The organism is Stenotrophomonas sp. YJH_SMC_16, from assembly GCF_059367875.1.
The window spans coordinates 79,422-93,859 of the sequence record NZ_JCAFRH010000008.1 but is presented as its reverse complement, the minus strand read 5'-3'; the positions used below and the strand labels follow the sequence as shown (position 1 = coordinate 93,859).

9 protein-coding genes are annotated in these 14,438 nt (G+C 66.7%); 4 read left to right on the top strand and 5 right to left on the bottom strand.

Annotated features, from left to right (window positions below):
• The first annotated feature begins 66 nt into the window (after positions 1-66).
• Together ku and ligD are read left to right on the top strand one after the other, a co-directional pair.
• On the top strand, positions 67-972 hold the full coding sequence (gene ku, locus AC5P6E_RS17110) for a non-homologous end joining protein Ku (protein WP_010487384.1): 906 nt from the start codon (positions 67-69) through the stop codon (positions 970-972).
• Between the two features lie 2 nt (positions 973-974).
• Positions 975-3,461: a DNA ligase D gene (gene ligD / locus AC5P6E_RS17105; RefSeq protein WP_312719132.1), complete on the top strand. Its 2,487-nt coding sequence runs from the start codon at positions 975-977 to the stop codon at positions 3,459-3,461.
• A 75-nt stretch (positions 3,462-3,536) separates the two neighbouring features.
• Here ligD and AC5P6E_RS17100 read toward each other — a convergent pair whose 3' ends face one another.
• The 4 genes from AC5P6E_RS17100 to AC5P6E_RS17085 form a co-directional block, all read right to left on the bottom strand.
• Positions 3,537-3,929, bottom strand: a complete 393-nt coding sequence (locus AC5P6E_RS17100; RefSeq protein ID WP_043397740.1) for a hypothetical protein — start codon at positions 3,927-3,929, stop codon at positions 3,537-3,539.
• A 127-nt stretch (positions 3,930-4,056) separates the two neighbouring features.
• On the bottom strand, positions 4,057-5,085 hold the full coding sequence (gene adhP / locus AC5P6E_RS17095; RefSeq protein WP_043397743.1) for an alcohol dehydrogenase AdhP: 1,029 nt from the start codon (positions 5,083-5,085) through the stop codon (positions 4,057-4,059).
• 96 nt (positions 5,086-5,181) lie between these two features.
• On the bottom strand, positions 5,182-5,820 hold the full coding sequence (gene eda / locus AC5P6E_RS17090) for a bifunctional 4-hydroxy-2-oxoglutarate aldolase/2-dehydro-3-deoxy-phosphogluconate aldolase (RefSeq protein ID WP_019658823.1): 639 nt from the start codon (positions 5,818-5,820) through the stop codon (positions 5,182-5,184).
• Positions 5,807-6,826 carry a sugar kinase gene (locus AC5P6E_RS17085; protein WP_026346897.1) on the bottom strand — a complete coding sequence of 340 codons (1,020 nt, stop codon included), beginning with the start codon at positions 6,824-6,826 and terminating at the stop codon, positions 5,807-5,809. The genes eda and AC5P6E_RS17085 overlap by 14 nt, the downstream gene beginning before the upstream one ends.
• 285 nt (positions 6,827-7,111) lie before the next feature.
• On the opposite strand from AC5P6E_RS17085, the gene AC5P6E_RS17080 reads away from it, so the two are divergent.
• Positions 7,112-9,862 carry a TonB-dependent receptor gene (locus tag AC5P6E_RS17080; protein ID WP_029550752.1) on the top strand — a complete coding sequence of 917 codons (2,751 nt, stop codon included), beginning with the start codon at positions 7,112-7,114 and terminating at the stop codon, positions 9,860-9,862.
• Positions 9,863-10,000: 138 nt separating this feature from the next.
• Positions 10,001-13,804, top strand: a complete 3,804-nt coding sequence (locus tag AC5P6E_RS17075; RefSeq protein ID WP_019337396.1) for a LamG-like jellyroll fold domain-containing protein — start codon at positions 10,001-10,003, stop codon at positions 13,802-13,804.
• A gap of 34 nt (positions 13,805-13,838) precedes the next feature.
• Here AC5P6E_RS17075 and AC5P6E_RS17070 read toward each other — a convergent pair whose 3' ends face one another.
• Positions 13,839-14,426 (bottom strand): cysteine dioxygenase family protein, encoded by a 588-nt coding sequence (locus AC5P6E_RS17070; RefSeq protein WP_019337395.1) that lies wholly within the window; start codon positions 14,424-14,426, stop codon positions 13,839-13,841.
• Between the last annotated feature and the right edge of the window lie 12 nt (positions 14,427-14,438).

Sequence of the window (14,438 nt, the reverse complement as noted above, 5' to 3'; positions counted from 1 at the left end):
CACGGACACGGTTGGTTTACGCCCTCCGGCCCACGCTGGGCACCCTGCCCCGCCAAAGGTACGCCCATGGCCCGCCCGATCTGGACCGGCACGCTGTCGTTTGGCCTGCTCAATGTGCCCGTGTCGCTGATGTCCGGCGAACGCAAGGTCGATCTGCAGTTCCGCATGCTCGACTCCCGCGATCGCAAGCCGATCCGTTTCGAACGGGTCAACGCCGACACCGGCGAGGAAGTGCCCTGGAAGGACATCGTCAAAGCCTACGAGTACGACAAGGGCAGCTATGTCGTGCTGGAGGAAGGCGACATCCGCTCGGCCGCACCGGAGAGCCACGAAGCGGTGGAAGTGGAATCGTTCGTGGATGCGGCGCAGATCGACCCGCGTTACTACGAGAAACCCTATCTGCTGGTACCTGGCAAGAAGGCCGAAAAGGGCTACGTGCTCCTGCGCGAAACGCTGCGCAGCACCGGCAAGGTGGGCATCGCGCGGGTGGTGGTACGCACGCGCGAATACCTGTGCGCGGTGATGCCGCATGAGGACGCGCTGGTGCTGATGATCCTGCGCTATCCGCAGGAACTGGTGGATCCCGAGGATTACAAGCTGCCCACCGGCAAGCTGTCCGACTACCGCATCACCAGCAAGGAAACGGCGATGGCCGAACAGTTGATCGAGTCGATGGCCGGCGACTGGGATCCGTCGCAGTACCACGATGAATTCCGCGAGCGCCTGCAGCAGGTGCTGAACAAGCGCATCAAGTCCAAGGGCGGCACCACGCGGGTGGACGATGAGCCGGCACCGCGCGAGGACGCCAGTACCAACGTGGTCGATTTCATGGCGCTGCTGCAGAAGAGCCTGGATGCGAACACGCGCACGCCGGCGAAGAAGACGGCGACGCGCAAGGCACCGGCGAAGAAGGCTGCGAAGAAGACCGCCAAAAAGGCCGTGAAGAAAACCACCCGGCGCAAGGCAGGTTGACCATGTCGCTGCACCAGTACCGGCGCAAACGCCGACTTGGCGGTGGCGCCGGGCAGACACCGGAGCCTGACGACACGCGCGTCCGCGGTGATCCGAGGCGGCGGCCGACCTTCGTCATCCAGCTGCACCATGCCAGCTCGCGCCACTACGACTTCCGCCTTGAGATGGACGGCGTGCTGAAGAGCTGGGCGGTGCCGAAAGGTCCTTCGCTTCGCGTCGGTGAGAAGCGGTTGGCCGTGGAAGTGGAAGATCACCCGCTGTCCTACGCCACCTTCGAAGGAGACATTCCCGAAGGCCACTACGGCGCGGGCCACGTCGAGGTGTTTGATCAGGGTACCTGGGCCTGCGAAGGTGATCCTCTGCAGGCACTGGCGGCAGGAAAGATCGACTTCGTGCTGCATGGGCAACGCCTGGCCGGTGGCTGGAAGCTGGTGCGCACCGCGATGAAAGGACGCCAGGTGCAATGGCTGCTGATCAAGCGCGACGATGGTGAAGGGCGCGACGCCGAGGCGGATGACCTGCTGACGGCACCGATGCCGAAACGAGCACCTGCGGCGAAGAAGCGTTCCGCAGGGAAGGCGGTGCGCTCGGTCCCCGCCGCACGGACGACCACACGCAAGGCCGATGCGCGCTGGCATGCATGCGCACTGCAGCTGCACGGCGCACGTAATACGCCCTATCCCCGCGGGTTCAAACCGCAGTTGACCGATCATCGCGACAGTGCCCCGGACGGCGAGCGCTGGCTGCATGAGATCAAGTGGGATGGCTATCGGCTGCTGGCCGACCTGCACGATGGCGAGGTGAAACTCCGCTCGCGCAACGGCCTGGACTGGACGGCCGATTTTCCCGAGGTCGTGCAGGCCGTGCGGGCGCTGCCGGTGCGTGATGCGCGACTGGACGGTGAGCTGGTGGTGCTGGACAAGGAAGGACGCAGTGACTTCGCAGCGTTGCAGCGCGTGATCGACGGCAGTTCGAAACAACCACTGCGCTACATCGTGTTCGATCTTCCGGGTGTGGCCGGCGTGGACATCAGTCGTGCACCGCTGGTGGAGCGCAAGGCGCTGCTGAAGGACCTCATCGGGCCCGCGCCCGGCACCCTGGCCTTCAGCGAACACGTGATCGACCATGGGCCGCAGGTATTCGATGCCAGCGGCGAGGCCGGCTTTGAAGGCATCGTCAGCAAGCAGGTGGATGCGCCGTACGTGAATACCCGCGCGCGCAGCTGGGTGAAGGTGAAGCACGAAGACACCGACGAGTTCGTGATTGTCGGCTACACGGCACCCAAGGGTTCCCGGGTGGGATTCGGTTCGCTGCTTCTGGCCACGCCGGACAAGGCTGGCCTGCGCTATGTCGGCCGCGTTGGCACCGGCTTCGACGATGAAAGCCTGCGTGCGCTGCTCAAGGCACTGCGGCCATTGGCAGTGAAGACGCCCGTGCTGCAGTTGCCGGCGCATGTGCCGTTCCGCGCTGCCAGCGTACGCTGGGTGACACCAGTGGCGGTGGCGGAGGTGGCGTTCCGTGGCTGGGGCAAGGAAGGCCTGCTGCGCCAGGCCAGTTTCAAGCGGCTGCGCAGCGACAAGCAGAAGGAGGACCTGGGAATGAGCACCGCAGATGCCGAAGCCGGAGGTGAGGTCCAGATCACTCATCCGGAGCGGGTGGTGTTTCCAAAGCAGAAACTGCGCAAGGGCGACGTGGCCGACTACTATCAGCGCATGGCGCGCTGGATCCTGCCCGAAATCGCCGGACGACCACTGTCACTGCTGCGCTGCCCGGACGGCGTAGGCAAGGCTTGTTTCTTCCAGAAGCACCATGGTCCCGGCCTGGGCGATGCGGTACATGCGGTGCCCCTGCAGCAGAAAAGCGGCCGCGAGGATTACGTCTACATCGACGACACGCGCGGCCTGCTGCAGCTGGTGCAGATGAACACCCTGGAGCTGCATCCCTGGGGCGCGACCGTGGCCGATCCCGAACATCCGGATCGTCTGGTGTTCGATCTCGACCCCGGCGAAGGCGTCAGCTGGGCACAGGTGAAAGCCGGTGCACGCGATGTGCGCGACCGCCTGCAGCAGGTGGGCCTGAAGAGCTTCGTACGCCTGTCCGGTGGCAAGGGCGTGCACGTGGTGGTGCCGCTGCAGCCCAAGGCAGGCTGGGACGAGGCGAAGGCGTTCTGCGAGGCGTTCGCGCAGGCAATGGCGCTGGAGCAGCCTGATCGCTACGTGGCGACGATGAGCAAGGCCAAGCGCGGCGGGGTGATCTTCATCGACTGGCTGCGCAACACACGGGGTGCTACCAGCGTGTGCTCGTGGTCGCTGCGTGCACGCGACAGCGCCGGCGTGGCAGTGCCGCTGCGATGGGAAGAGCTTGCACGCGTCAGTGCGGCCGACGCGTTTCCGATGGCCAAGGCACTGGCGCGCGCGAAGCGGCTGAAGGGTGACCCATGGCAGGGCATCGCGCGGTTGAAGCAGACGCTGCCGCGCATGGACCTGTAGAGCCGAGCCCATGCTCGGCTTGCATGCACATCGACACAGGCAGCCGAGCATGGGCTCGGCTCTACAGGGGCGGCGTTACCTTGCGTCGCGCGACGCGCGGCGGCCGAACCACCAGCCGGCCAGCAGCTGCAACGGCAGCGATGCCAGCAGCGAAATGACGAACCAGAGCGGAAAATCAGCGCCTGCGGCCCACACCGCGTAGCCGCAGCCCAGCGCGATCAGTGACCAGATGGAAAAACCATGCGAACGCGGCCAGCAGGGCGCGTAGTAGGTGGCGAAGGAAATGCCGGCGATGCCACCGAGCACGCTGAAGGCCAGATCCCACCCCAGCTGCACGCTGTTGTTGTCCGGCGACATGCCCACCAGCGGGGGCAGCCAGCTGGCGACGCTGCTGACCAGCGCAAGCGACAGCACGCCGCCGATCAGGGCGACGAAGGACAGGAACAGGGTCTTGAGCAGTGCGGGCATGCGCGCATTGTAAGGCTGCGCGAAGTGCCTGGGGTTGCTGGCCTGCGGCCGGTACTACCGATGGATCGGCATGGCCGCCGCGTCCGTGGGAGAGGGGGACGGAGCGACGGCGGCCATGCACAAGCGGTCAGGCGGCGAAGTCGAGCACCACGCGGCCTTCGATGGTGCCCGCGTGCATGCGCGCGAACACGTCGTTGATGTTTTCCAGGCGGTCGGTGCTGACTGTGGCGGCGACCTTGCCCTCGGCGGCGAACTGCAACGACTCCTGCAGGTCCAGCCGGGTACCGACGATCGAGCCCCGCACGGTGATGCCGTTGAGCACCATGCCGAAGATGTCCAGCGGGAAGTTGCCCGGCGGCAGACCGTTGAGCGAAACGGTACCGCCACGGCGGACCATGCCCAGCGCCTGCTCGAACGCCTTCGGCGACACCGCCGTGACCAGGGCGCCGTGCGCGCCGCCGATTTCCTTCTTCAGGAAGGCAGCGGGGTCGGTGGTGCGCGCGTTGACGGTGATCTGCGCGCCGAGCTGCCGGGCCAACGCCAGCTTGTTGTCGTCCACGTCCACCGCCGCCACGTTCAGGCCCATTGCGCGGGCGTACTGCACGGCCATGTGGCCCAGGCCACCGATGCCGGAGATCGCCACCCAGTCACCGGGCCTGGTGTCGGTGACCTTCAGGCCCTTGTAGACGGTCACGCCGGCGCACAGCACCGGCGCGATCTCCACGAAGCCCACGTCCTTTGGAAGCAGGCCGACATAGTTGGCATCGGCCAGTGCGTACTCGGCGAAGCCGCCGTTGACCGAGTAACCGGTGTTGCGCTGCGTTTCGCACAGCGTTTCCCAGCCCCCCAGGCAGTGTTCGCAATGGCCACACGCCGAGTACAACCAGGGGATGCCGACCCTGTCGCCTTCCCTGACGTGCCCGACCCCGCCACCCACGGCCACGACGTGCCCCACGCCCTCGTGACCGGGGATGAACGGCGGGTTCGGTTTGACCGGCCAGTCGCCCTCGGCGGCGTGCAGGTCGGTGTGGCAGACACCACAGGCCTCGATCCTGACCAGTACCTCGCCCGCCCCCGGGCGTGGTACCGAGACTTCCTCGATGACCAGTGGCTTGCCGAACTCACGCACGACAGCGGCCTTCATGGTGGAATTCATGTTCGGATCTCCGTAGTGCGCTTGCCCACAGAATGACGCCGGCACGAGGCCGGCGCTTTGATCACGATCAAACCTTTGAAGATCCGTGCGCCGGGTTCAGCTGGCCAGCACCGAGGCCTCGCGGGCGAGGCGCTCGATGGCCTCCCAGTCGCGGGTCTGCAGCAGTGCCGGCGTGGTCAACCACGAGCCACCCACGCACAGCACGTTGGGCAGGTGCAGGAACTGCGGCGCGGTCTGCGCGCTGATGCCACCGGTCGGGCAGAAGCGCACGTCGGCGAATGGACCGTGCCAGGCCGCCAGCAGCGCGGCACCGCCGGCCTGCACGGCGGGAAAGAACTTGAACGTGTCTTGGCCGTGCTCCAGGCCCAGGATCAGGTCCGAGGCCGTGGCCGCACCGGGCAGGTACGGCAGGTCGGCATCGCGCGCGGCCGCGTACAGTGCCGGCGTGGCGCCGGGGGACACCGCGAAACGCGCTCCGGCCTGCTTCGCCGCCTGCATCTGCGCCGGGGTAAGCACGGTGCCGGCACCGATCACCGCGTCCGGTACGGCCTCGACCATGGCCGTGATCGCGTCCAGCGCCTGCGGCGTGCGCAGGGTCACTTCGATCACCGGCAGGCCGCCGCGGAACAGGGCCTGGGCCACTTCGACCGCGTCATTCACGTCTTCGGGGGTGTACACCGGAATCACCGGTGCCAGTTTCAGGACCGCGCGTACGCGCGGATCAGCGGCGGACATCGAATCGCTCCTCGCCCATCAGGGCCAGCACGTCAGCTTCGCTGACAGGATTGAAATCGCCGGGGATGGAGTGCTTCAGCGCCCCGGCGGCCAGGCCGAACCGCACGGTGGCGTCGGCATCAAGGCCGGACAGGATGCCATGCAGGATGCCGGCCGCGAAGGCATCACCGCCACCGATGCGGTCGACGATGCCCTGCAGATGACGCAGTGGGGCCTGTGCGCGGGTTCCGTCGCAACCCAGCAACACAGCGCCCAGCACATGGTGGTCCACGCTCAGCACCTGCCGCTGCGTGCAGGCCATCCACTGCAGTTGCGGAAAGGCACCGAACGCGGCGGCAGCGGCCGCGTCGATCCGCTCCATCAGGTCCGGCTGGGTGAAGCGGGTGCCCAGTACGACCTCCATGTCGCGGTAGTCGGCGAACACGATGTCGGCCTGCGCGAACAGTTCGCGCAATACCGCCTGCGCATCGCCTCCCCAGCGCTGCCAGAGGCGGGGCCGGAAATTGCCGTCGAAGGAGACGCGGACACCGGCCTGTCTTGCCGCGCGCGCCGCCGCCAGCGTGGCCGCCGCCACGTGCGGGCCCAACGCCGGGCTGACCCCGGAGACGTGCAGCCACTGCGCGTCCTGCAGCAGCGCTGGCCAGTCGTAGTCGGCTGCAGTGCTGCGCGCGAACGCCGAATCCGCGCGGTCGTAGACCACTTCGCTCGCGCGCTGTACCGCGCCGGTGGTGAGGAAGTACAGGCCCATGCGGCCCTCGGCGTCCTCGCGCACACCGCGCGTATCCACGCCGTGCCGCCGCAGTTCACCCAGTACATGCGCCCCCAGCGCATTGCCGGCCACGGTGCTGACCATGGCCACCTGATGTCCAAGCCGGGACAGCGAGACACCCACGTTGGCTTCGGCCCCTCCCACATGGACCTGGAGTTGCGGCGACTGCAGCAGCAGTTCGTTGCCGGGGGCACCCAGGCGCAGCAACAACTCTCCAAAACACACGATACGACCCATCTCAGCTCCTTCACGCGTGCCACCAGCATGGGACACTGCATGGCGTGTAAGTGGACCACGCGAGGGGCGTGGCGATTGGCTAGCGGTGTCATTCTAGACCGAAGACGCCTTGAGAGCGCTTGGGCTATATGTCGAAACCTTTGTCCTGCAAGCATCTTGGAGACATTGCAAATCTGTTGCGGTGCAAGATGCCCGATCCCGGTGGTGCTGCTAACGTCGGTTTTGACTAGCGGTGTCATTTCGCCGCGCAGCTGCGATACCAGACCTTTGGGAGAGGGGAAAGGCATGCAATCTCGGATCCATGGAAAAAAGACACCGGTTACCTTGCTGGCCCTGGGGGTGGGACTCGCCCTGTCCACCAGCGCGGCCGCCCAGCAGCAGACCGCTACCGACCTGGACACGGTGAACGTCACAGGCTATCGCGCCAGTGTCGAAAAGGCGCTGGACATCAAGCGCGGCGAGGCCGGCGTGGTCGATGCCATCGTCGCCGAAGACATCGGCAAGTTTCCCGACCTCAATCTGGCTGAATCGCTGCAGCGCATTCCGGGCGTGGTGATCACACGCGAAGCCGGCGAAGGCCGCAACATCTCGGTGCGCGGCCTGGGCCCGGATTTCACCCGCGTGCGCATCAATGGGATGGAAGCGCTGACCACCGTCGGCGCCGGTGACCAGAGCGGTGGTACCAACCGCGGCCGCGGTTTCGACTTCAACGTGTTTGCCTCGGACCTGTTCTCGCAGCTGGTGGTGCGCAAGACCGCCTCGGCCGACGTCGAGGAAGGCTCGCTGGGTGCCACTGTCGACCTGCGCACCGCGCGCCCGTTCGACTACGACGGCTTCACCTTCGCCGCAAGCGGCCAGGCCGGCTACAACCAGATGGCCGAAAAGGCCGACCCGCGGCTGGCCGCGCTGGTCTCCAACACCTTCGCCGATGGTACCTTCGGCGCCCTCCTGTCGGTGGCCTACTCCGAGCGCCAGGCACTGGAGGAAGGCTCCAACACCGGCCGCTGGGCCAACGGCCCGAGCAATGGCAACTTCGCTGCGTCATCGCCGTTCGCCGCCGCACGCGCCGCTGATGTATTCCACCCGCGCTTCCCGCGCTACGTGCAGATGGAACACGAGCAGAAGCGCCTGGGCGTGACCGGCTCGCTGCAGTGGAAGCCCAGCGATGCCAGTGAAGTATCGCTGGACATGCTGTACTCGAAGATCGATGCCACCCGCGACGAGCAGTACATCGAAGCGATTTCCTTCAGCCGTGGCAGCAGCAGCACCCCGCGCCTGGTCGGCAAGCCGAGCACCATCGTCAGGAACGGCGAGATCCGCAACGGCGCGCTGCTGTACGGTGAATTCGACAACGTCGACATCCGTACCGAGAACCGCCACGACGAGTGGAGCACCGAGTTCAAGCAGATCAGCCTGAACGGCCAGCACCGTTTCGGCGACGACTTCACCGTGTCCGGCAAGCTGGGCATCTCGCGCTCCAGGCACGAGAATCCAGTGCAGACCACCGTCATCATGGACAAGTACGACGTCAAGGGCTACAGCTACGACTACCGTGGCAACAGCCGCTTCCCGATCCTCAACTACGGCATCGACCCGACCGACCCCAACGGTTGGGAACTGGCGGAAATCCGCCTGCGCCCGCAGTACGTGGACAACGACTTCGATACCGGCCAGATCGACTTCAACTGGAACATCAGCCCCGGCTTCCGCCTGAAGGGCGGCGTGCTTGCCAAGGACTACACGTTCAAGACCACCGAACTGCGCCGTGCCAGCGAACTGGCCGTGCCGACCTTCGCCAGCGGCAGCAGGATCGTGCCCGTGGACATGATCAACCAGGCCGGCCTGAAGGGCATCAATGGCAATCCGTCCAACTGGGTGGTGCCGAACCTGGATGCAATCGCCGACCAGTTCGACATCTACAGCAACAGCGGCATCTATGCCGTCGCGCCGCGCGCCAACAACGTGCGCAGCGTGGAAGAGAAGGACCGTGGTGCCTACCTGATGGGCGAGTTCAGCACCGAAATCGGCTCGCTGCCGCTGTCGGGCAACTTCGGCGTGCGCTACGTGCGCACCAGGCAGACCTCCACCGGGCTGTCGACGCTGGCCAGTGGTACCACCTCCACCACCGCCACCCGCACCTACGATGACACCCTGCCCTCGTTCAACCTGGTGGCCGAGGTCACGCCCGATTTCCTGATCCGCCTGGGTGCGGCCAAGGTCATGACCCGCCCGGGCCTGGGCAGCCTGACGCCAGGTGCAACCGTGGCCGTGGCCGGTGGTGCGCGCACCATCTCCAGCGGCAATCCCAACCTGGACCCGACGCGCGCCACCAATGTCGACCTGGGCTTCGAGTGGTACTTCGCCGAAGGCGCGATGGCGGGCCTGGGCCTGTTCTACAAGGACATCGAGACCTCGGTCCAGACCCTGCGCGAGAACCGCCCGTACACCGACAGCGGCCTGCCTGCCGAACTGCTGACCGGTACCGGCGCCTCGCCCACCGACGACTTCACCTTCACCCGGCCAGTCAATACCCCCGGCGGTGAGCTGTACGGCGCCGAGGCGAACTACACCCAGCCCTTCACTTTCCTGCCGGGCAAGTGGTCGAACCTGGGCGTGCAGCTGAACTACACCTGGGTCGAATCGAAGATCCAGTACATCAACTCGGCTGGCCAGCCGGTGATGAAGAACGATCTGCTGGGCCTGTCCAAATCGTCATGGAACGCAACGCTGTTCTACGAAGGCGAGACCTTCGCTGGCCGCGTCTCCGCCACCAACCGCGATGACTACCTCACCCAGGTGCCCGGTCAGGAAACCGGCTTCAACCTGGACGGCTACCACGGCATGACCGGCACCACGGTCATTGATGCGTCCATCCGCTACAAGATCAGCGACCAGCTGGAACTGAGCCTGGAAGGCATCAACCTGACCAACGAAGCCTCGGATGAATGGGTGTACTCGCCCGCCACCGGCCGCCTGCCACTCCAGTACACCGAAACCGGCCGCCAGTTCCTGCTGGGCGTGCGCTACAAGTTCTGAGCAACGCCGGCGGCGCGTACCGATACGCGCCGCGGTTCGCCATGACCGCTGCTGCGCCGCAAGGTGCCGCTGCGGCGTGGCCTTGCTACGGTCCGGCGGCCCGCCGCCGGCCGTCGCCCGTTGAAAGGAAATGTCTCCATGCCGCACCGCACGACCGTGTCCCGCTGCCTGCTGCTGGCAGTGGCCCTGGCTGCAGGCCCCGCGACGGCCGCCGCCGATGTCCCCACCCTGCTCTTCGATGTGGATGCCAATCACGGCCTGCAGGCCGTGACCGCTCACGGTGAGGCCGTAGCGAACTTTCGCGACAAGGTCGCGGTGGTCGACGACGGCGAGCATGGCAAGGCCATCCAATGGGAAGACGACGGCGTGCTTGCCTGGGACGCGCCGGGCAACATCCTGGCCCAGCGCGGCACGCTGGCCTTCGACTGGCGTTCACGCTATGCGGTGGGTGAAGCGCCGTTCGTGATCTTCCGCGTCGGCTACGCCGACCACAGCAGCTGGGACATGGCCTGGCTGCGCATCGACTGGAACGGGCACGGCTTCGATGCCTTCGTCACCGATGCCAACTTGGCACGCACACGCGTGTCGTTCCGCATGGATGCACTGCCGCGTCCCGACCAGTGGTTGCACCTGGCCTTCGCCTGGGATGAGGACCACGGCGTGCGCCTGTTCATCGATGGCCGCGAAGTGGCGCGTGCACAAGCCACAGGCGATTACGATGCGGCGCTGGACCAGCTCGGCCTGGCCGGGCGGGTGATGGCGCCCTACCAGGTGCAGAGCCGCTACAACTTCCTGCGTGGCAGCGACTTCCAGCACATCCGGGTGTACGACCGCATGCTCGACGCCCCCGCCGTGCAGGCACTGGCAGGCGGCAAGGCGCCGGCCAGCGCGGTGGCGCCGGCCAGCGACGAGCGCGCGTGGCGCCATCGCTTCGGGTGGGAAGGCGCGGCACCGCCTGCGCTGGCGTCGGCCGGCACCCGCATCCGCAAGATCGAATTCGCCGACACCCGCGACCTGAAGGCGTGGATGTGGAAGGCCACCGATGGCATCGCCGAAACCACCTGGCCGGGCGTGTACAACCGCTCGCGCCTGCCCGGCCGCAATGACTACTTCCAGCTTCCGGACTGGAACACCTATGTGGAAGGCGGCCAGCACCTGGACCTGACCCTGCCGGCCACCGAAACGGTGAACCGGGTGGAGATCCGTGGTGCGGCCTTCGGCACCCTTTCCCACGGGCCCGACGCCGAACATGCCACCGACGTGCTGGTCACGCGCCCGCGCGGCGTGGTGCGCAGCGTCGACGACATTGCCGCGCAGCGCGGCGGCGTGCTGCGTTTCAGCAACGTCGAGCAGGAAACACCGATCCAGGAAATCTGGGCCTACCACGTGAGCAAGGGCACCGAGCCGGAAGGCACGGTGAAGCAGACCTACATCATCGACAGCCGGGCGCTGCCCGACTACACCAACCTGGACGCATTGCGCCGCTACATCGACGGACGTTTCCCGGCCGCCGAACGCAGCACGGTGATGGCGCTGCCGAAGGGCGCCGGTTCCCGCCGCCGGGATGCCGGCACCCTGCCCGCACATCCGCAGCCGATCGTGCACGTGCTGATTCCTTCCGGGGTGGGTGACGCGCCGGCCAACCAGCCGCTGATCCGCAGCTGGGCCTACAGCTGGGAGAACATGCACGACGGCCTGGACGGCGTGGCCATCGACCTTCCCGCGCTGGACCTGCCGCCCACCCACGATGGACTGATCCCGCTGAACATCCGCATCAAGGATCCGATCTGGCCGGCGCGCGACATGATCGATGTATCGGTGTCGGTGCCGCCACGGCAGGCGCGCACGCTGTGGCTGGACCTGCGCGATCGCATCCTCACCCCGGACAGCCTGTGGCTGAGCATCGCCTCGGCCGCACCAGGCTTCGATGCCGATGCCCTCGACGGTGCGCAGGTCCGGCTGGTGTTCAAGCCGCGTGCCGACGCGCTGAAGGAGCACGTGGCCGACCGCTTCAACCAAGTCCGCGACAACTGGGGCTTCCTGGTGGAAGAGCACACCACGTCCAAGCGCCAGCGCCTGTACGCGCGCGTGTACGCGGACCTGAGCGACCTGCTGCGGGTGGACCCGGACCATGAACTCGGCCGCCTGTACTGGAACTACATCAGCTACAACAGCCAGGGCCGCCCGCCCTACACGGCGCCTGCCGTGCCCAGGGGCGTGCCGGCGTGGGCATTCAACCAGGTGCAGGACCTGGCGCAGGTGCGGCAGTTCGTCGACTGGTGGATCGACGAACGGCAGGGGGCCTACGGTGACTTCGGTGGTGGCATTTCGGACGATTCCGACCTGACCCAGCAGTGGCCGGGGCTGGCCCTGATGGGCGTGCAGCCGGATCGATTGAACGCCTCGCTGACCGCGCTGTCCGACGCGGTGTACCGCAACGGCATGTTCAGCAACGGCTTGAGTACCATCGAGACCGACGAGCTGCATTCCTATGAGGAAGGCATCAACACCAACAGCGCCATGCTCTACCTCAACTGGGGCGATCCGCTGACGCTGGAACGCCTGATGGAAACGGTGAAGGCCTTCGACGAGCGCATCATCCTGCGCAACCCGCAGGGCCACCTGCTGTTCTCCAGCAACTGGTTCGGTGGCAACAAGGTCTACCGCGAACCGAACTGGCAGTGGCAGAAGCCGTATTCGTTCCCGGTGCTGCACCCGGCGTTCCTGCTGGGCCAGTACAACGCCGACCCCACCGGCCGCGGGCTGGTGATCGGCCTGGCCGATGGCTATCTGGCCCACGCAGGCAAGGACGACAAGGGACGCTTCACCCTGCCCAACGAGATCAACTGGGCCAGCGGTGCCACCCGCGGCGGCGAGTTGAACAACGGCTCCGGCAGTGGCGACACGATGCACACCTTCTGGGCGGCGTGGCGCTGGAGCGGCGATGCGAAGTACCTGCAGGCACTGGACTACCGCGTGGCCCGTGGCGGTCCGGGCGCACTGGCCAACCTGGGCGAGAACGTCGTGGACGTACTGGGCCGGCAACAGGACTGGTATCCGCTGCTGCGCGCCGAGGCTGACGCGGGAAAAACCGGCTTCGCCAGCCTGATGGCCTGGCAGGCCAGCGGCGACAGGTCATACATCGCCGCCCTGCATGCCGACGGCCTGCAGGCGAAAGTGCAGCGCGCGTACATGAACACCGAGGGCCACTGGTGGTCCGACCGCGTGGAAGCGCCCAGTGAATTCCTCCAGCGCGCACGCCTGGGTGGGATCGCGCTGAAGCGCAACCAGAGTTGGCCCGGCCACACCGTCAGCTGGCGCTTCGACCGCGATGGAGCGGCCGAACAGGTCGCCCTGCTGGTGCATGCGCCGTCGCGTGAACGTTTCACCGTTACCAGCTACAACCTGGGCACGCGCACCATCGGCGCCGACATGACCGGCTGGAACGTGGCCAGCGGGACCTGGCGGATACGCAGCGGCGTGGATGCCGATGGCGATGGCCACATCGACGGCACGCCCGCCGAACGCCGCGTACAGCTGGAAACCAGCGCTTCGGTGGCGCTGCAGTTCCGTCCCGGGCGTACCGAGGTGTTCGAGTTCGAACGCGTGTCCGAGGGAACACCGGTGGAAACACGGCCGGACCTGGGCGTGGGTCGCGGCGACGTACGCATCGACGGCAGCCAGCTGCAGGTGACCGTGCACAGCCTGGGCCATGTCGGCACCGGCGTGGCCGTAGCAATGCTGGAAGACGCGCGCGGTCGCGAGATCGCCCGCACGGACGTGCCGGCGCTGGGGGCACCCAGTGACCTGCAGCCGAAGACCGTGCAGGTCTGGCTGCCGTTGCCGGCCGGTGACCGCAGCGGCCTGCGCGTGCGCGTGGCGCTGGCCGACGGTGGCGAGGAAGTGACCCGGCTCAACAACGTGGTCGGCGTGCCGCGATGATGCCTGCATTACGCCGGGCGTGATCCGGCGTGGGTCAGGACGCCTCGGTCTCCAGCCGTTTCATCCGGCGCTGGTACCAGCCATCATCCAACGGCTCGAACACCGCGCTGCGTTCCATCACGCCCTCGTAGACATGCAGCGACACGGCCACGTCCGCTTCGCTGGCGTTGCACAGCGTGTGGTACTCGTGCGGCGGAATCAGGCTGCCGGCACTACCGCGGTGGCCGTACAGCGTGGGCTGGGCGGCAAAGCGATGACGTTCGCCATCCTGTTCAATCAGCGCATAGGGAGTGACGATGAGTTCGCCCTGCCAGACGCCTTCCACGCACCACATCGCATCGTGGTCGTGCAGCGGCGTGCCCTGGCCCGGGCCCCAGCACATGGCGATGACGCTGTAGCCCAAGGTCGGGCTGCGGTGCAGTTCACGGCGTGCGTAATGCCCTTCGACCGGGCGCCGCACGCAGGGGGGCAGCTGGATGGACGGATCGACGATGGCCTCGCGCAGCACCTGCTGCAGCGCACCGGTGATGGCCTCCGGCGTGCCCAGCATCACCGCGGCATCGATCGCAGCGAACAGCCGCTCCCGGCCGGTGAATGACGGTGGCAAGGACATCGTTCCCATGCCCCGACTCTA

Bases quoted from the DNA above. Each gene is read 5' to 3' on its own strand.
- ku (WP_010487384.1), top strand. From the start codon at position 67: ATGGCCCGCCCGATCTGGACCGGCACGCTGTCGTTTGGCCTGCTCAAT.
- AC5P6E_RS17070 (WP_019337395.1), bottom strand. From the start codon at position 14,426: ATGGGAACGATGTCCTTGCCACCGTCATTCACCGGCCGGGAGCGGCTG.
- AC5P6E_RS17080 (WP_029550752.1), top strand. From the start codon at position 7,112: ATGCAATCTCGGATCCATGGAAAAAAGACACCGGTTACCTTGCTGGCC.
- AC5P6E_RS17100 (WP_043397740.1), bottom strand. From the start codon at position 3,929: ATGCCCGCACTGCTCAAGACCCTGTTCCTGTCCTTCGTCGCCCTGATC.
- ligD (WP_312719132.1), top strand. From the start codon at position 975: ATGTCGCTGCACCAGTACCGGCGCAAACGCCGACTTGGCGGTGGCGCC.
- AC5P6E_RS17085 (WP_026346897.1), bottom strand. From the start codon at position 6,826: ATGGGTCGTATCGTGTGTTTTGGAGAGTTGTTGCTGCGCCTGGGTGCC.
- AC5P6E_RS17075 (WP_019337396.1), top strand. From the start codon at position 10,001: ATGCCGCACCGCACGACCGTGTCCCGCTGCCTGCTGCTGGCAGTGGCC.
- eda (WP_019658823.1), bottom strand. From the start codon at position 5,820: ATGTCCGCCGCTGATCCGCGCGTACGCGCGGTCCTGAAACTGGCACCG.
- adhP (WP_043397743.1), bottom strand. From the start codon at position 5,085: ATGAATTCCACCATGAAGGCCGCTGTCGTGCGTGAGTTCGGCAAGCCA.